Below are 17,638 nucleotides of genomic sequence, written 5' to 3' on the forward strand. Positions count from 1 at the left end.
AAATCTTATTTACGCTTGTTATAGTTTTGAAAACAAACTAAATCACACATTGTGAGGAAAAAATATGGATAATTATAATAAAGGAGAGAATAGCCCCAAAAAACCAAATCTGAAAGGACCTAAAATTCCATTCAATCTCTATTGGGTATACCTCATTGTATTTGCTGCCATTATAGGTATGTATTTCTTTTCGGATAACACCGTAACGAAAGAAGTTCCCTGGTCTGACTTTCAGGGGTATGTAAAAAATAATAGTGTCAACAAAATAATAGTAGACAGAAAGAACAGTACCTTAAAAGCTTTTGTAAGACCTGACTCTGTAAAGAGCGTGTTTAAAGGCGAAGCCGACAGGGCAGGTACTAATCCGGCTATTATTGTGCGTATTCCTTCGGCAGACAAGTTTGCAGACTTCTATGAAACAGTGAGAGCCGAATATAAATATGATATTGATGTCAGCTACGAAGATAGTACCAACCCTTTAGAAATCCTTGTCGGGTTTTTGCCTGTGATTCTTATCTTCGGTTTGTTTATCTATATGATGCGTCGTATGTCGGGCGGTGGTTCCGGCGGAGGCGGAGGCGTATTCAGTGTTGGAAAATCGAAAGCTCAATTATATGATAAAGGCTCAGACCTTCGTGTTACGTTCAAAGATGTTGCCGGATTGTCTGAAGCTAAAGAAGAAATAGAGGAAATCGTTGAATTCCTAAAAAATCCTTCCCGCTATACCGAAATTGGTGGTAAAATACCAAAAGGAGCGTTACTTGTTGGCCCTCCCGGAACAGGTAAAACATTGCTTGCAAAAGCTGTTGCCGGCGAAGCGGATGTTCCGTTCTTCTCATTGTCAGGTTCTGATTTTGTGGAAATGTTTGTCGGAGTTGGAGCTTCTCGTGTAAGAGATTTATTTAAGCAGGCAAAAGAAAAATCGCCTTGTATTATATTTATCGATGAAATAGATGCGATTGGACGAGCTCGTGGTCGTAACCTGAATATGGGTTCGAATGATGAGCGTGAGAATACATTAAATCAGTTGTTGACTGAAATGGATGGTTTTGGTACAAACAGTGGCGTTATTATTCTTGCAGCAACAAACCGTGCTGACATTCTGGATAAAGCCTTACTGCGTGCCGGACGTTTCGACCGTCAGATAACAGTTGACTTACCCGATTTGAACGATCGTAAGGAAATATTTAAAGTACATCTCCGCCCTGTTAAGATTGACGACACGGTTGATGTAGAATTCTTGTCAAGACAGACTCCGGGATTTTCCGGTGCTGATATAGCTAACGTTTGTAACGAAGCTGCATTGATCGCTGCCCGTAAAGGCAAGAAGGTTGTGCAGAAGGAAGATTTTACAAATGCTGTAGACCGTATTATTGGTGGGTTGGAGAAAAAGAATAAGGTAACAACCTTAGATGAACGTAAGACAATCGCAATCCATGAGGCCGGACATGCTACACTAAGCTGGTTCTTGCAATATGCAAATCCATTGGTAAAGGTTACTATTGTTCCTCGAGGCAAAGCCTTGGGTGCTGCTTGGTATCTGCCGGAGGAAAGACAAATCACCACTAAAGAGCAAATGTTGGACGAAATGTGTGCTTTGCTTGGAGGTCGTGCTGCCGAAGAGGTCTTTATCGGGCATATATCGTCGGGTGCTGCTAACGACTTGGAGCGTGTAACGAAGCAGGCTTATGCGATGATTTCATATCTTGGTATGAGCGAAAAGATGCCTAATTTAAGTTATTATGACTCGTCGGGTGAGGCTTACGGCTTTACAAAACCATATAGTGAAGAAACGGCTCTGTTGATAGATACAGAAGTTAGGAATATGATCAGTGAGCAATACGAGCGTGCGAAGAAACTGCTCCTTCAACATGCTGACGGACATGGAAAATTAGCAAACTTATTGATTACAGAAGAGGTTATTTTTGCTGATGATCTGAAGAAAGTATTTGGTGAACGTCAATGGGTTTCTCGTTCGGAAGAATTATACAAAGAAGCCGAAGAGTTGCCTGATAATATAGAAATAGAGATAAAGAAGAACGAAGATGTCCCCGGAATTATTTCGGAAGAGGATCAATCGGAATAATTCATTGTCTTAATTTATAAATGTTTACAAGTATATCGATTTAAAATATACTTTAGTAAAAGAAAGGATGTTGGATTTAACAACATCCTTTCTTTTATATTTAGGCCTTAAGTGCATAGCTTCACAACTACAAAAACAGACACGATGCATGCAAAATAAACAACACTTGTTATTGCGAGTGTATTTGCAATAATAAGCCGACGATTACTGATTTATTTACCTGAGAATGACGAATTAGCTGAATATCCTCAGTAATAGGGAAACATGATATTCTTATTTTTACTACTTTTGCCTCAAACTAATAAAACTTTATTATTTTGAGATTACCTAACATTGCCGTTCGTATTATTGCCGGAGCCGTATTTGTAGGGCTGTTACTAGGTGGTATCCTTATAAATGAATATACTTTTTGTATTATATTCTCTCTCATAACTGTATTGTCGTTATATGAGTTTTATGGACTGATCGAAAAAGGAGCAAAAGTTCCCCTCACTCGGGTATGGAATGTGCTTGGAGGTTTTTCCCTTTTTATCGGTAGTTTTTATTATTATACGGTCGATGCTTCTGTTGTAACTTTCGTTCCTTATTGTATCTACATCTTAGTTTTATTTATTGGTGAATTGTATCTTAAGCGTCCCGACCCTATACGCTCTATAGCATATTCTTTGTTGGGGCAATTTTATATAGCCGTGCCTTTTGCGCTCACTAATTATTTGGTTTTTGCTTACACTCCGGGAAGCTATCACTATGTATATGTTTTAGCTTTATTGGTGTTTATTTGGGTAAATGATTCATTTGCTTATCTAACAGGGATGGCTTTTGGTAAACATCGCTTATTTGAACGTATATCTCCTAAAAAATCATGGGAAGGATTTATCGGAGGAGCTGTAGTTTCTATCGGCTCTTCCTTCATTTTTGCTCATTATTATCAAAATCTGTCTACTTTGGGCTGGATAGGATTTGCAGCTATAACAATCATATTCGGAACATGGGGAGACCTTTTCGAATCGCTTATTAAACGCACCTTAGGTCTAAAAGATTCGGGAGGAATGATACCCGGACATGGCGGTATACTCGATCGATTCGATAGTACAATATTGGCTATACCGGCTGTTTTCTTATACCTGATTTTGATTAACTATTCTAAAAGTTGCTTCTAAAAAATATTGATTTCAGATTTTTTGTTGCTAACTTTACTATGCTTTAACTAGTCCTTAAATAAAATGTAATAATATGACAAAGAAAGTATTAGCCATAACTCTAGTTGCTGCGGTCTCAAGTGTTGCGGTATATGCCTATATTCAGAAAAAGAAAAAAGACAGACGTAAAAACCTATCAGTCAACTTTATTTAAAAAGCTCTGGTTTAAGACTTGCTATTATTAGCTAGACAGCTACAATTAAAAGAATTGTAACAGTAGAGGTATTACCTCATACGAGTCCATTATAAAGGCAGCATATCCATGTTTTAAATAAAACCGTGATGATTGATGAACTTTACAATTTCTATTTGGATAAAGATGAGCCTCAAAAAAGCTGCTTGCTGGCATTGCGAAGTATCATACTAACCCAAGACGAGTGTATTTCCGAAACACAGAAGTGGGGAATGCCTTGCTTCTGTTATAAGACAAAAATTCTGTGTTATCTTTGGGTTGATAAAAAGACAGATGAACCATATATCCTCTTCGTTGAAGGAAAATACCTGAACCATCCCCAACTGGAAGCGGGTAGCAGATCTCGGATGAAAATATTCAGAGTTGATCCAAATCAAGATTTACCTCTTGAGGTAATAAAAGAGCTTTTGAATGACGCTTTGGTGCTTTATACAAGTGGTAAGATAAAGTGAAGGGTCAATTCAGCTCGCTTACGTCATTTATTCCGTTGCGGTCAAATAATACCCTGTATTTTTTATAGTATTCATCCTCGTCGGATTTACATTGTATAATAAAGTACAATGAATATACCTTATTCCCTTCTATAGTTTCATATCCTTTCTCTGCATCTGATAAGTAGAGTGGGATAAATGGATTATCCATTTTATGAGTGAAATTTATCAAGTGGAAACGCGTAATATCATTAATTCCCGATAGACGGTATTCTTTGTATTTTTCTATCTCGTCCTTCGATAGGTTTACCCATTTTCGGTATAAAATTATTTTTTCATCATACACCTGGTTCTCAGCTTCTACCAGTGGCGTTCTTGCCCTGATATTTCGTACTTCATCCGGCAACTTATTTTCCTCTATAAAATCGAATGCCTCCTTTATCCAGCCAATCTCTTGCTTACGTATACTCAGCTTTAGTTTAGAATCAAAGTATTTTTTACCCAGCTTAGACGAAAAATAGTAGCGCATCATATCTTTGATCCTATCTTTGAACATATAACTAAAGACAAGGATTACGAAAAGGTCGGTAGTGAAATTTCCAAAACGCAGTGTGGCGAAGAAAGATACCATCGTAGCAAATATCATAGCGATTCCCGCTGCAACACTGTAGTATAGCTGCTGGGCAAAAAGCCCGTCTTTTTTTCTGATAATCTGTAAGAACAGGTCACTTTCAACGAATTTTTTCAGAATATTCCGTTGCGTGATTACCAAACTATTGTGTTTTTCCTGCCCTTTCTCAAGTAGCATAAACCCTCTTTTCTTTTTATGGGCTTTTTCCCTTTCAATTAAGGTGTATAGCTTTTCTTTGATTGTTTCGAATATCGGTTTGCCTTTTAGTATTTTCATAATCTGAAAGGCATATTGCTCTATGATATTACCCAGAAAGTCATCTCCGAATAGGAATAACTCCCGCTGTTGCTTTGTCATCTCGGGATTAGAAAGTTCTTCCCACTTTTCCCTGTATTGTAATGCTATTTCCTTCACGTTGGCAATATAAGCCTCGACATGAGAAACTATTTTTTCGTCTGTTGCTGTACTTCCGATAATCTGTACATGCCGTCTCAATGCACTCTTTACGATGCAGACGAACATCTTTATTTGGTAAGAAAAACTTTCTGTGAGATCTTCATTGTTTGGGTCTACAGTCAGATCATCCAATGCTTTCTGTAAGCGGGGAAGAGGGCCACGTCCTGCCTTTAGTATTTCTTCGAGAGAATAAACGGGGGTAATCAGGCGAAGGTTATTTTTTACATCTCTGTAAAAGTCCTCTTTTTTATATGTAGACCGATTGATGTCAAGGCTGTTAGGGAGGAATATCCACGTATTGATCCTGAACTCATTTATATCCTTTTGATGTTGGTCGGTTATAAAACCAATTTTGAATTCTAAGGCGAAATTATCGTGAACTTTTACTTCTGTATCTATCATATTTTCTCCTCCTGTTACTAAATATAATCCGAATTTAAGAAGAAAAGCTTATAACTACCATTTAGAATAAGGAAGTTTTGTCAGAGAAGAATTATAATAGCGGAGATCGCCTGTCACTTCTTCTCCGAGCCAGTCGGGCTTTTCAAACTGTTCGTTTTCTGAAGAGAGCTCGATCTCGGCCATAACAAGACCTTGGTTTTCACCGTTGAATTCGTCTACTTCGAAGGTATGCTTGTCGCTTTTTATATAATACCGGATTTTATCTATAATTCCTGGTTCACACAATTTTAGTAATTCCCGGGCATCGTTTATCGAAATTTCTTTTTCCCACTCAAAGCGCGTAATACCTGATTCGTTGCTTATCCCTTTGATCGTGATATATGCTTTTTTCCCTTTTATCCGCACCCTTACCGTGCGCTCCTTCACCGAAGAAAGATATCCTTGCACGATTTCTTCATGCGCATAGGCATATTCTTTGTAGTTTCCTTTAACCAGAAACTTACGTTCAATCTCCAAAGCCATATTACTGGATAATTTGTTTTACAGCTCCCAGCTCAGGATAGAAAATCACTTTGATTGGTAATTTATTGTTATCAAACATTTTCGTTGTCAGCACATCCTGAATTCCATATTGAACGATGTCGCATTCTTTTTTTACATAATCCTTGCTGTTGTATGTTATTTGCAAGCTGGCCTTGTTCGGGATATTGTATATGATTCCGGCAGAGAATTTTTTCTCCAATTCTTTTTGTTCTTTAGGTGTCAGTATTTGTTCTTCTCTCGGGTCTTTGTTTCTGAGAGACAAATATACAGGTGCTCCTGCCAAATCGTTGGCATCCACGACTCCTAGCTTAGATGAAAACCTCAAAATGATTCGATTCTCTATGTTTTTCGTATCGGGGATTATCGTAAATTCTTTTGTGCCTGTTTCTTTCGTTTCAGTTCCTGCAAACATTGCGGTGAGTGCCTTTTCTTGTTCATCAAGTTGAGTCATTACCAGTTTGTAAGCATTGCCATCAGGAGGCATATTGTCTGCTTCGCCTGTAATTATATTTGTGCGGCTTTCACGCAATCGGTAGATTTGTTTTGCGATCAGTTCGGCTTGTTTTGCTGTAGAACCTGCACGTAGAATCTCTTCGGACAGGAAGCTGCGTGGGTTTAATGTCGTTTCACTCACTTTAGCCGGAGCTTGTATTGCTTCTTCTTTGGGGAAAGTGTAGTCGTCGTTGATCGCACATATCACGCCATCCTTTGTCAGTGTGACAAAAGGTGCAGTTGTATTCGAACGAAATTCTACCAGATAAGACTTGTCTTTATCTACTATTCCTTTTGTTGTAGCATCTATATTGTCGATAGTATAGGTTACGCTATTTTCGGTTATGGGATTGGTTATGCTCAGGTACCGCTCGGCATATTGATAGAATTCACCGGCTTTTTTCGTGGTCTTTGTATAGTTTACGGTGACTATAACAGAGGTTTTCGGTAATGAGTACGCCACACCATAATCATTTCCTTTCACTGCACTCATTTTAACTGTATTCTGTGCAGGTAATGTGAGAGCTCCTATTGCAAGCAAAAGAAATAAGCTTAGAGACTTCATTCGTTCTTTATTTTATAATATTAGTCTCACAAAGCTAATTATTTTTTATGGATTTCCGACCTACAACTATCTAAACCTTAAAGCTTCTATTGGAGAGTTATGATTAAGGGTAAGCAGGTGGGGGTTACATGCAGTCTGTTTTTATATGAAATTTATTTATCATTTTTTTAATTAAGTAACTGGTGAAAAAATAGAGAGATGCTTTTTTATTGCGAAAAACTCTGTGTTTAAAAAAATAAGAGCAATGCTGCAACAATTCCTTTTTAATTATGAGAAAAAATAAAAGTACGGAGGTATTTGAATTATTATTGAATGCTTAATTCTTAAATTTATCATTTTCTTGAAAAATAATTCTTTTTTTTGTAACACTTCTATTTTCGATCCGTAGATGTTATTAGAAGGGTAACCTAAAACATTAAATGATAAGCTTCGATTCTAATATTATAGATCAGTGTAGAAAGGGTCAACATTTGGCTCAGATGCAGATTTACTCTACTTTTTATAAGAGAGTTTATAATGCATGCTATAGGGTTCTGTATGATAGTCTCGAGGCAGAGGATGCAATGCAAGAGAGCTTTCTGAAAGCATTCTCGAGTTTGGACAACTATAAAAATTCAGTCCCTTTCGAGGCATGGCTTGTAAGGATAGGCATTAATACATCTATTGACAAGCTGAGGAAAAGAAACTTGGAAACTGTCGATTTCAACGAGAATATCAAATATGATATAGTAGACTCGGATGATAGCGAAGAGTGGGAGCAGATATTGGATCGTGTAGAGCAGGTGAAAACTGCAATAACGAAGCTGCCGGAGTCGAGCCGGTTGATTGTAAATCTTTACCTTATAGAGGGGTATGACCACGAAGAGATTAGTGAGATTCTGAATATAGCACCCGGAACGGTGCGCATACAATATATGAGGGCAAAACAAAAATTATTGGAACTCGTCTAAAAAAGGAGGGAAGGTATGAATGACATAAGAAAAAAAATAGACAGAAACAGAGATTTGTTTGACGATCAGGAACCATCATTCGGACACATGGAGCGATTCGAAGCTCTATTGAAAAGTAAGAATGAAGAAAGCTTGAAGAACGAAAAACGAGTGAAACGGGTACGGTTTATAAGTGCCATATCTGTGGCGGCATCCATTGCCATACTAATAGCCGTTGTTGTTAGATTCTCTACACCTGACAATACAGGAGGGAATATTCCTGCACCGGAGGTCATTGGAGCAACAGATGAATTTAAAACAACAAATGATTATTATAATCAGAAAATGGAAGCAAAGATTGCTGATATAATGTGTAAACTCGCATATACAGATACCGAAAATCAGGCGCGACTGACCAAGGATATACAGAAAATAATAGATGGTAATAATAATTTTATCAACGAAATCTCTAAAAATGAAGATAAGGATATGGCTATTCATTTTTTGGTGAAACATTATAGAACGAATATCCATGTACTCGAGAATATAGATCAAAAATTAGGAAAATATACCAAATGCTAATATAATTAAGGGATGAAAAAGTATATATTGTTTATCGGTTTGTGCAGCCTTGCTCTAATTCAATTAGGAGCATCGGAAAAGATAAAGGGTGATCTGCCTCAAGACTCTATTAATGGTAAAGGAAGATTTAATATAGAAATTCCGAACATAGAGATTCCGGATATGGATTTGGACTTCGATGCCCTTAATTTTGATTCTAAGTTTGACTTTAACTTTGATACTACCCAGTGGCTGGCATGGAAGGAAGATTTTGAAAAATCCGGAGTCAAAAACCTCAAGGAATTGGAGAGAAACTTGAAAGTGAATAAAGAAAGATTGTCGGAATTGGGTAAAAATCTGAAGTCCAGATCCAATAATGATAACTTGAAAGTCTTTTCAAATAATCAGAAAGGCAAAACTCCCGATCGAGTTGAGACTAAAACGTACTCTAATATTTCAGAAATCGATATCTCTCATAAATATGGGAATATATTTGTAAGGGAATCCCGATCGAAGAATGTAGAGTTAGAGATTCAATATTTTAACAAACTTAATCAGAGAAATCCTGTTAGAATTTCAGAGGATAAAGGAGTGTTGGCTATAGCTAGTCTTGGTTCCAGTGTAAATCAAATCGACTTAGTGATAAGTATTCCACGCAATGTTAAACTGAATGTAGATCTAAAATATGGCAGATTAAAAATGAATGAGTTTAATGCACCTTTTTCAGCTAATCTGTCTTATAGCACCTTCGATGCAGAAAGCTTTTCGGGAGCCAGACCAACCATTAAGGATAAGTATGGAAAAGTGACGATAAGCAAATTGCAGGATGCCGTTTTGTCGACTTCTTATTCGAAAGTAAAGATAGATAAGGCGAATAGATTAGACTTGTCGGGAGCTTATAGTGACTTTGTATTGAATGATGTGCAAGCTATTTCGGCTCAGTTGTCTTCTACCTCGGGCGATTTTAAAATAGGCTCGTTGGGAGAGATGGATGGTAAGTTTAATTATGCCGACATATCGATTGATAATCTCCGCTCCAGAATGAATGTAATTTGCAACTATTCTGATGTAAAGGTTAATTCAATATCTCCAAATACAAATATCAATGTAAAAGGTAATTACTCTGATGTGGTATTAAGCGTTCCCGATAATGTAGGAGCTTCATTTAATGTTGTACTGGTGCAAGGAGATTTGGCTGTGGCGAAAAAATATACGGTGAAATACACAGAGCAAACCGAAACCTCGACTACAGTTATTAAAAAAGGGCAGATAGGAACTAAAAGACCAACAGCGACCATTACTGTATCGAGCAATTATGCAGATGTAAAAATAAAATAAAACTAAACTAGAAATGAATATTATGAAATTTATCGGTATCTCTATATTAAGTATCATCGTATTGTTTGTCTCGTGCGGATCGTCTAAAACCTCACATGTTGAAAAAATAAATTTGAGTGCTTATAGTGGTATTGAGGTCAGGTCGGGTATTGAGGTTTATTTCTCTTATGGGAAAAGCCATACTGCGCAAATAGATAGCCCCGAGCCCATAGATGTATATGTAGAAAAAGGTATTTTGAAAGTTGATAGAAAAGGTAAAAGCAATAAGAGAGTGAAAGTATATCTTACGGCAAACAATATAGAGTCTATAGCACTTTCGGGAGGATCAAAGTTTTCTACCGACGAACTCAAAAATAATAGGGGAATATCTATAGCAGCATCAGGTGGCTCTAGTTTTGATATAAAGAAACTGGAATCGAGAGAATCTAGTATTGCTGTTTCGGGTGGCTCTCGTTATAATATAGATGAAGTGAGATCAGAAACGTTAAATATTGCCTCCTCCGGTGGAAGTGCTTCCTCTTTGGATATAAAGAGTGCGAGGGCTGTAAGTGTGGCGGTAAGCGGAGGCTCTAATGTTGTCTTGACAGGATCGGTTGAAAGTCTTTCGGTTGTCAGCTCGGGAAATGCCAATGTGGATATTGTAAATCTTAAGTATAAAGATATTCAAACAAACACTTCAGGCAGAGGACGTATTCAAAAAAGATAATCGTAATTTAGTGAATATATAGCGCCGGAAATTAGATTTCCGGCTTTTTTATTTTCATCTCTGGCATTGTTTTTATTTCTTCTGCCACTATTCTTACTATATTGCAATATTTTGTATAATTTTGTAGCCTCTTTAAAAAAATAAAGTATGTCTCAAAAAGTTAGGGTGCGTTTTGCACCGAGCCCGACCGGACCACTTCACATTGGCGGGGTACGTACGGCATTATATAATTATCTCTTTGCAAAAAAAAATAATGGCGATTTTATCCTTCGTATAGAAGATACCGATTCGCAACGTTTTGTGCCGGGTGCAGAAGAATATATCATCGAAGCTCTCACATGGTTGGGCTTAAAGTTTGATGAAGGTACACATATTGGAGGTACTCATGCTCCATATAGGCAATCGGAGAGAAAAGAGATTTATAAAAAATATGTAGATATACTTATCCAAAAAGGAGCAGCTTATATTGCTTTTGATACTCCCGAAGAACTGACGGCTAAGCGTGAAGCTGTGAGTAACTTTCAGTACGATGCTTCTACACGGGGAGAGATGCGAAACTCGTTGACCCTCTCTCAAGAAGAAGTCCAGTCACTCATAGATGCCGGCAATCAGTACGTAGTCCGATTCAAGATTGAAGCAGGGCAGGAAGTATTGGTCAATGACGTTATTCGTGGCGAAGTAAAATATAACTCATCGGTACTCGATGATAAAGTTCTTTATAAATCGGCAGATCATTTGCCTACATATCATTTGGCTAATATCGTAGATGATCACCTGATGGAGATAACACACGTTATCCGTGGCGAAGAATGGTTGCCTTCAGCTCCTTTGCATGTATTATTGTATAAGGCTTTTGGCTGGGAGGATTCTATGCCGCAATTTGCACACCTTCCGCTTTTGCTGAAGCCCGAAGGAAATGGAAAATTGAGCAAGCGTGATGGCGACCGTCTAGGCTTTCCTGTTTTTCCATTAGAATGGAAAGACCCGCAGAGTGGTGAGATTTCGTCAGGCTACCGTGAAAGTGGCTACCTGCCCGAAGCTGTAATCAATTTCCTTGCTCTTCTGGGATGGAATCCGGGTAATGATCAGGAAATAATGTCGATGGAAGAACTTATTCAACTTTTTGCATTGGAGAAATGTAGTAAGAGCGGAGCCAAATTTGATTACGAAAAAGGGAAATGGTTCAACCACCAATACATCCAATTAAGACCAAATAGCGAGATAGCCACAATTTTTTACCCTATATTGCAAGATAAAGGGATCGAATGCCCGTTACAATATATAGAAACAGTTGTCGGTCTGGTAAAAGAACGAGTAAGTTTCGTAAAAGAATTGTGGGATCAGGCTTCTTTCTTCTTTGTGGCTCCAACCGCTTATGATGAGAAGGTTGTGAAAAAACGTTGGAAAGAAGAGTCGCCGTCTCAATTGAGCGAGCTGGCAGAAGTTCTGAAAGGAATTGAAGACTTCTCTTCTCACAATCAGGAAGAAATAGTGAAAGGCTGGATTGAATCGAAAGGCTATCATCTCGGCAATATAATGAATGCATTCCGTCTGGCTGTTGTAGGGGAGTCGAAAGGCCCTCATATGTTTGATATTACGGCAACTATTGGAAAAGAAGAAACAATAGCCCGACTTGAAAAGGCAATCTTAAATATTAAATAACAAGAAGATGCTGTTTTTTTACAATTTTGCTATATATCTATATGCGTTGATTGTCCGTCTTATTTCTCCTTTCCACAAGAAAGCCAGAAAGATGATTGTAGGGCACAAGCAAACTTATCGGATATTGAGGCAGAACATAGATGCAAATGCTGAATATATTTGGTTTCATGCAGCTTCTTTAGGCGAGTTTGAACAAGGTCGTCCGATTATGGAAGAGCTGAAAAGAACACATCCTGAATATAAGATATTGCTTACATTTTTTTCTCCTTCGGGCTACGAAGTAAGGAAAGATTATCCGCTGGCAGATGTAGTTTGCTATTTGCCTTTTGATAAGAAACGGAATGTAAAGCGTTTCTTGAAGATTGTTCAGCCAAAGATGGCGATATTTATAAAATATGAATTCTGGTATAATTTTGTAAATCAGCTTTATAAAAGGAATATTCCGGTGTACATGGTTTCAGCGATCTTTCGTCCCAATCAGATATTCTTCCGTTGGTATGGAAGCGATATGCGCAAGTTGCTGAAAAAATATACATGTATATGCGTGCAGGACGAAAACTCCCGGAAATTGTTATCAAATATAGGTATCACAAATGTTGAAGTTTGTGGCGATACCCGTTTTGATAGAGTATTGGATATTCAAAAACAAGCCAAGCAACTTCCTATAGCCGAGGCTTTCGAGAAGAAAGCTAAGTCTGAGAATGAGAAGATATTTGTTGCCGGAAGTACCTGGCCAAAGGATGAGGATATACTGATCCCATACTTTAATATGACTACAGACCTTAAATTGATAATAGCTCCGCACGAGATTGATGAAGCTCACTTGAAGTACATCGAAAGCAACCTGCAACGTCCTCATATTCGCTATTCGAAGGCAACGCCCGGAATGATGGCAGACTATGACTGTTTGATTATTGACAATTTCGGACTCCTTTCGTCTATATATAGCTACGGACAAGTAGCATACGTAGGAGGAGGGTTTGGTGTTGGTATACATAACATATTAGAAGCTGCGGTTTACGATTTACCTGTAATATTTGGCCCGAATTTTAAAAAGTTTCGTGAAGCTCAGCAAATGATAGAATGTGGAGGAGGTTACTCAATTTCTGATTATCAGGCATTCCGTGGTTTGATGGATGAGTTTCTTCAGTATGAGGGAACACTGAATGCTGCCGGGTTACATGCCGGTAATTATGTACGCTCCAATGCCGGGGTTGTGAAACGTGTAATGGCGGTAATCAATCTTTAGAGGCTTCGATTTTGGCCTGTATCTTTTCTTAGAATAAAAATAATCTTGTAGATTTGTAATTTAAACCATAGTTTTTATGGCAAAAATCGACTATTATATCAGCAAGATAAAGATACCTACATCTGTCTTGTTCATCGCTGCAATCATTATTATTGTATATTTTTTACCGCGCGAGGGTAAATATAAATACAGTTATGAAGATAATCGGCCATGGCAATACGGCTTGCTTACAGCACCCTTTAAGTTTCATATACATAAGTCTGATGCACAGATACAAGAAGAGAAAGATAGCATCATGCAGACTTATCAGCCCTATTATCTGGCAGATGCGACAATCGAGAAAAAAGCAATATCTCAGGTTGTTCAGGATGCCAGGGCAAGAAGTATTCCGGAGGATTATATAACCTATATAAACAGGAAGTTTACAGAAATATACAAAGCCGGAGTGATTTCTGCCGAAGATTATGAGCGTATTCAGCAACTGAATAAAAAGCAATTAATACTTCGCAGCGAAACAGCAAACAAAATTGCTGCAACCAGGCATATTGCATCGTTTTATACACCACGCCAAGCATACGAAAAAATCATTGATGACGCTCCTGCCCATATTGATATAGGACGTCTAAAAACTTTTAATCTCAACAATTATCTGATAGCTAATATTATATATGACGAGAGAATGTCGTTGGGTATCAAAAATGATATGCTGCAACAGGTTTCTTTGTATGACGGAGAAGTACAATATGGCGAAAAGATTATAGATAGGGGGGAGATCGTAGATGCGCGCCTCAAAAATATTCTCGATTCTTACATTAAAGAAGCAGAAGGAAAGGTAGGAACAAAGTCAAAACCGGGATGGCTTATCATGGGAGAGTTGGTTATGATTACCCTCTTTGTAATGGCTCTGATGATTTATCTCCGTTTCTATCGTATTGAGGAGTACAGAAATAAAAAGAATGTCATCTTTATGTTGCTTATGGTTGTTATTTTCCCGGTGATAACGGGAATAATGGGCGACTCGAAGATGTTTACTCTGATGTATGTCATTCCTTTTGCGATACCTACCATTCTCATACGTACATTTATAGACTCGCGTACAGCTATTACCACGCATACTATTACAATACTGATCTGTGCCATTATGTTTCCTCTGGCTCAGATGGCTCAGTTTATCACAGTTCAGATGTTGGTGGGGTATATGTGTATCTTTAGCTTGCGGAATCTTTCTGAACGTTCCCAGCTGGTTGTATGCGCCCTTCTGATACTCGTTACATATATTGTGTCGTTTACGGGCTGGATTTTATGTACTGAAGGAGATATTGCATTGATAAAAGAAAATTCGAGGGTGTATATTTATTTCTGTATCAACTTTGTGTTTGTCACCTTCGCTTATCTGCTGGTTTATGTTTGCGAAAGAGTCTTTGGCTTTATGTCGGAGGTGAGTATGATAGAACTCTCAAATACAAACAGACCTCTTCTACAGCAACTTTCGGAGGTTGCTCCGGGTACATTCCAACATTCTATGCAGGTATCTACATTGGTTGTTGCCGCTGCGCATCGTATCGGGGCTAATGCTACGCTGGTGCGTACAGGAGCTTTGTATCATGATATAGGTAAAATGGTAAATCCGATTTTCTTTACCGAGAATCAGGTTGAAGGGATCGATCCACATGCCGGACTGACAGAAAAAGAGAGTGCCCGCATTATAATAGATCATGTGGCTGAAGGGGTAAGAATAGCTAAAAAGAATAACTTGCCGCAACAGATAATAGATTTCATAGAAACTCACCACGGTAAAGGGAAAGCAAAATACTTCTATAATTCGTATGTAAATAATCATCCAGACGAAATCGTTGATGAGGAAGATTTTACTTATCCGGGACCAAATCCGTTTACACGCGAAACCGCTATTCTTATGATGGCTGATACGGTGGAAGCCGCATCGAGAAGTCTTAAGGAGAATACGAAAGAAGCTATTACCGAATTGGTAAACCGTCTTATAGATTCTCAGCTGAGCGATGGTTTGTTCAAGAATGCCCCGATTACCTTTAAGGATATAGAACAGGTAAAAGAAGTGTTTTGCGACAAGCTGGTCAGCATGCGTCACTTACGTGTTGCTTATCCCGAGCTGAAAAGAGGAGAGAATAAAGTACCTCGAGAAATAGAACAATAATGTGCTCAATTTTAAATAAATTTTTAATCCATTCACTTGTTATGAGAAAATTACTTATTTTGCCTTTATTCCTGCTTATCAATCTGATTGTTTTTGCTCAGGAAGAAAACACAGCGTATCAGTTCACTGTGGTGAAACAAAACCCGATAACATCGATCAAAAATCAAGGGAATAGCGGAACTTGCTGGAGTTTTTCGGGAGTAGCTTTTCTTGAATCTGAGCTTCTTAAAATGAACAAAGGAGATCACGATCTTTCTGAGATGTATATTGTTCGTCGTAATTATGCCGATAAAGCGGATAAGTATGTAAGAGTAGGAGGTAATCTAAACTTTGCACAAGGTGGTGCATTTGCCGATGTTGTAGAAACTTTAGATGAATACGGCGTAGTTCCTAATGAAGTGTATGCCGGTCTTAACTATGGTGAGACTATTCATAATCATGGTGAATTGGAAGCTGCATTGAGTGGCTATGTAAAAGGAATTGCCGACAAGAAATCAAGTCGGATTTCTCCGGTATGGGGTGTTGGTTTCAACAGTGTTTTGGATGCTTATCTGGGTGCTGTGCCAAAAGAATTCCAATACAAAGGCAAAACATATACTCCGCAGTCTTTAGCTCAATCTTTAGGGCTTACAAGCAAGAATTATGTATCTATCACTTCATTCACACATCATCCGTTCTATGCTCCGTTTGCTATAGAAATACCTGACAACTGGCGCTGGGCTCTGTCGTATAATGTACCTATGGATGAAATGATACAAGTAATAGACAATGCAATAAATAACGGTTACACTGTGGCATGGGCTTCGGATGTAAGTGAAATTGGATTTACCCGCAATGGTATCGCTGTTATCCCCGATGATGAGGCTCCTGAAAACATTGGTTCAGATCAGGCTCATTGGTTAGGATTGTCAAAAAGCGAAAAAACTACCCGTTTGAAAGCAAAAGTAGATCAAGGTCCGGTAAAAGAAAAGGTGGTTACACAAGAAATGCGTCAGGCTGCATTTGATAGCCAAGAAACGACCGACGATCATGGTATGCAAATATTCGGGATTGTAAAAGATCAGAATGGTACAAAATATTATCTTGTGAAAAACTCATGGGGTGAAGCAGGTAAATATAAAGGGATATGGTATGCTTCAGAAACATTTGTGAAGTACAAAACAACAAATATAATGGTTAACAAGGCTGCTGTTCCAGCTCCACTTGCGAAAAAATTGAATCTGAACTAATAGATTTTTATTATATAGTATATAGCCGTGGGAGGTTTTCTCCTGCGGCTATTTATTTTTAGGTGGAGTAATTCTAAATTTCTTTTAGTATTTGCTTAATAGCTACAAAGAGAATAATATAAAATTGTCTTATATTGTATTCTCTTTTTTAGTGTGTAGAAAGTGACAGGTACAAAACATATCAAAAAGTGTCACTTTTGTCACCTTTTTATTGTTTATGTGGCGTTATGTGTTTTGTTATCAGGTGTTTGTGTGCATTTTTGTGATTTGTTTTATTGTCACCTTTTGGGTAGGAAAATATAGAGATAAAGGTTAAAATAACGATTTCAGAAAAATATTACATAAAATCTGTAACCACATGAGACTATGTGTAGTCATATATTCGAAAACAGATTATTAACAACAAAAAATAGAAATATCATGGGTGAATTAGTACCAATAATTGCAATTTTATGTGCAGTAGGATTGCCGGTCGTTTTAGGTGGAATGGTTCTTTTAAAACTTTTATCATCGGATAAGAAAGTTCGTATGGAATTGGCGAAACAAGGGATTATACCTCCGCCCGAAGTAAAAACAGCTCCGAACAAATACAGATCTCTTCGCAATGGTTTTCTGTGTGTCGGAATCGCTATCGGGTTGGCTTTAGGGGTTTTCATCGCACCAAGCTTTGCTCTTTCTTTAGATTTTCAATATCTTGTAATAAGCAGTAGCGTGCTGTTGTTCCTTGGTCTTGCTTACGTTGTGTTTTACTTGGTGGTGAAAGACAAAAAAGAATTTGAAGACGCTGAATAAA

At 37.9% G+C, this 17,638-nt stretch carries 15 protein-coding genes; 12 read left to right on the top strand and 3 right to left on the bottom strand.

The genetic code is table 11. From position 1 onward, the window contains the following. Positions 1 to 64: 64 nt before the first annotated feature. The 3 genes from ftsH (at position 65) to PKC55_RS08800 (ending at position 3,930) form a co-directional block, all read left to right on the top strand. Entirely contained in the window at positions 65 to 2,086 is a 2,022-nt protein-coding gene (gene ftsH / locus PKC55_RS08790) for an ATP-dependent zinc metalloprotease FtsH (RefSeq protein WP_135105412.1), read from the top strand. 317 nt (positions 2,087 to 2,403) lie between these two features. Further along, on the top strand, positions 2,404 to 3,246 hold the full coding sequence (locus PKC55_RS08795; RefSeq protein ID WP_324372699.1) for a phosphatidate cytidylyltransferase: 843 nt from the start codon (positions 2,404 to 2,406) through the stop codon (positions 3,244 to 3,246). Positions 3,247 to 3,567: 321 nt separating this feature from the next. Beyond that, positions 3,568 to 3,930 (top strand): DUF1801 domain-containing protein, encoded by a 363-nt coding sequence (locus PKC55_RS08800; protein WP_291127205.1) that lies wholly within the window; start codon positions 3,568 to 3,570, stop codon positions 3,928 to 3,930. Between the two features lie 4 nt (positions 3,931 to 3,934). Here PKC55_RS08800 and PKC55_RS08805 read toward each other — a convergent pair whose 3' ends face one another. From PKC55_RS08805 to PKC55_RS08815, 3 genes are read right to left on the bottom strand one after another with little or no spacing between them, the layout of a single operon-like run. Then, complete coding sequence (locus PKC55_RS08805; RefSeq protein WP_291127203.1) at positions 3,935 to 5,398, bottom strand: hypothetical protein; 1,464 nt, start codon at positions 5,396 to 5,398, stop codon at positions 3,935 to 3,937. 54 nt (positions 5,399 to 5,452) lie between these two features. Continuing rightward, a complete protein-coding gene (locus PKC55_RS08810) occupies positions 5,453 to 5,920 on the bottom strand; it encodes a CYTH domain-containing protein (protein WP_291127201.1) in 468 nt (155 codons plus the stop codon). A 1-nt stretch (position 5,921) separates the two neighbouring features. After that, positions 5,922 to 6,998 carry a DUF4831 family protein gene (locus PKC55_RS08815; protein WP_291127199.1) on the bottom strand — a complete coding sequence of 359 codons (1,077 nt, stop codon included), beginning with the start codon at positions 6,996 to 6,998 and terminating at the stop codon, positions 5,922 to 5,924. Between the two features lie 419 nt (positions 6,999 to 7,417). On the opposite strand from PKC55_RS08815, the gene PKC55_RS08820 reads away from it, so the two are divergent. The 9 genes from PKC55_RS08820 (at position 7,418) to PKC55_RS08860 (ending at position 17,637) form a co-directional block, all read left to right on the top strand. Beyond that, entirely contained in the window at positions 7,418 to 7,948 is a 531-nt protein-coding gene (locus tag PKC55_RS08820) for an RNA polymerase sigma factor (RefSeq protein WP_135105418.1), read from the top strand. A gap of 15 nt (positions 7,949 to 7,963) precedes the next feature. Then, positions 7,964 to 8,509, top strand: coding sequence for a hypothetical protein (locus PKC55_RS08825; RefSeq protein ID WP_135105419.1), 546 nt, complete (start codon positions 7,964 to 7,966; stop codon positions 8,507 to 8,509). Between the two features lie 12 nt (positions 8,510 to 8,521). Continuing rightward, positions 8,522 to 9,826 (top strand): DUF4097 family beta strand repeat-containing protein, encoded by a 1,305-nt coding sequence (locus tag PKC55_RS08830; RefSeq protein ID WP_291127195.1) that lies wholly within the window; start codon positions 8,522 to 8,524, stop codon positions 9,824 to 9,826. A 13-nt stretch (positions 9,827 to 9,839) separates the two neighbouring features. After that, on the top strand, positions 9,840 to 10,532 hold the full coding sequence (locus tag PKC55_RS08835) for a GIN domain-containing protein (RefSeq protein ID WP_291127193.1): 693 nt from the start codon (positions 9,840 to 9,842) through the stop codon (positions 10,530 to 10,532). 147 nt (positions 10,533 to 10,679) lie between these two features. Continuing rightward, on the top strand, positions 10,680 to 12,194 hold the full coding sequence (gene gltX, locus PKC55_RS08840; RefSeq protein WP_291127191.1) for a glutamate--tRNA ligase: 1,515 nt from the start codon (positions 10,680 to 10,682) through the stop codon (positions 12,192 to 12,194). 7 nt (positions 12,195 to 12,201) lie between these two features. Beyond that, on the top strand, positions 12,202 to 13,443 hold the full coding sequence (locus PKC55_RS08845; RefSeq protein ID WP_291026594.1) for a 3-deoxy-D-manno-octulosonic acid transferase: 1,242 nt from the start codon (positions 12,202 to 12,204) through the stop codon (positions 13,441 to 13,443). Between the two features lie 76 nt (positions 13,444 to 13,519). Next, positions 13,520 to 15,616, top strand: coding sequence for an HD family phosphohydrolase (locus PKC55_RS08850; RefSeq protein ID WP_283685509.1), 2,097 nt, complete (start codon positions 13,520 to 13,522; stop codon positions 15,614 to 15,616). Positions 15,617 to 15,657: 41 nt separating this feature from the next. Continuing rightward, positions 15,658 to 16,845, top strand: a complete 1,188-nt coding sequence (locus PKC55_RS08855) for a C1 family peptidase (RefSeq protein ID WP_283685508.1) — start codon at positions 15,658 to 15,660, stop codon at positions 16,843 to 16,845. A 420-nt stretch (positions 16,846 to 17,265) separates the two neighbouring features. After that, on the top strand, positions 17,266 to 17,637 hold the full coding sequence (locus tag PKC55_RS08860) for a DUF6249 domain-containing protein (RefSeq protein WP_228093879.1): 372 nt from the start codon (positions 17,266 to 17,268) through the stop codon (positions 17,635 to 17,637). The last annotated feature ends 1 nt before the right edge of the window (position 17,638 follow it).

The sequence above is a fragment of the Dysgonomonas sp. genome (assembly GCF_035323175.1).
Lineage (GTDB): Bacteria > Bacteroidota > Bacteroidia > Bacteroidales > Dysgonomonadaceae > Dysgonomonas.

Bases quoted from the DNA above. Each gene is read 5' to 3' on its own strand.
- ftsH (WP_135105412.1), top strand. From the start codon at position 65: ATGGATAATTATAATAAAGGAGAGAATAGCCCCAAAAAACCAAATCTG.
- PKC55_RS08800 (WP_291127205.1), top strand. From the start codon at position 3,568: ATGATTGATGAACTTTACAATTTCTATTTGGATAAAGATGAGCCTCAA.
- PKC55_RS08805 (WP_291127203.1), bottom strand. From the start codon at position 5,398: ATGATAGATACAGAAGTAAAAGTTCACGATAATTTCGCCTTAGAATTC.
- PKC55_RS08810 (WP_291127201.1), bottom strand. From the start codon at position 5,920: ATGGCTTTGGAGATTGAACGTAAGTTTCTGGTTAAAGGAAACTACAAA.
- PKC55_RS08815 (WP_291127199.1), bottom strand. From the start codon at position 6,998: ATGAAGTCTCTAAGCTTATTTCTTTTGCTTGCAATAGGAGCTCTCACA.
- PKC55_RS08820 (WP_135105418.1), top strand. From the start codon at position 7,418: ATGATAAGCTTCGATTCTAATATTATAGATCAGTGTAGAAAGGGTCAA.
- PKC55_RS08825 (WP_135105419.1), top strand. From the start codon at position 7,964: ATGAATGACATAAGAAAAAAAATAGACAGAAACAGAGATTTGTTTGAC.
- PKC55_RS08830 (WP_291127195.1), top strand. From the start codon at position 8,522: ATGAAAAAGTATATATTGTTTATCGGTTTGTGCAGCCTTGCTCTAATT.
- PKC55_RS08835 (WP_291127193.1), top strand. From the start codon at position 9,840: ATGAATATTATGAAATTTATCGGTATCTCTATATTAAGTATCATCGTA.
- gltX (WP_291127191.1), top strand. From the start codon at position 10,680: ATGTCTCAAAAAGTTAGGGTGCGTTTTGCACCGAGCCCGACCGGACCA.
- PKC55_RS08845 (WP_291026594.1), top strand. From the start codon at position 12,202: ATGCTGTTTTTTTACAATTTTGCTATATATCTATATGCGTTGATTGTC.
- PKC55_RS08850 (WP_283685509.1), top strand. From the start codon at position 13,520: ATGGCAAAAATCGACTATTATATCAGCAAGATAAAGATACCTACATCT.
- PKC55_RS08855 (WP_283685508.1), top strand. From the start codon at position 15,658: ATGAGAAAATTACTTATTTTGCCTTTATTCCTGCTTATCAATCTGATT.
- PKC55_RS08860 (WP_228093879.1), top strand. From the start codon at position 17,266: ATGGGTGAATTAGTACCAATAATTGCAATTTTATGTGCAGTAGGATTG.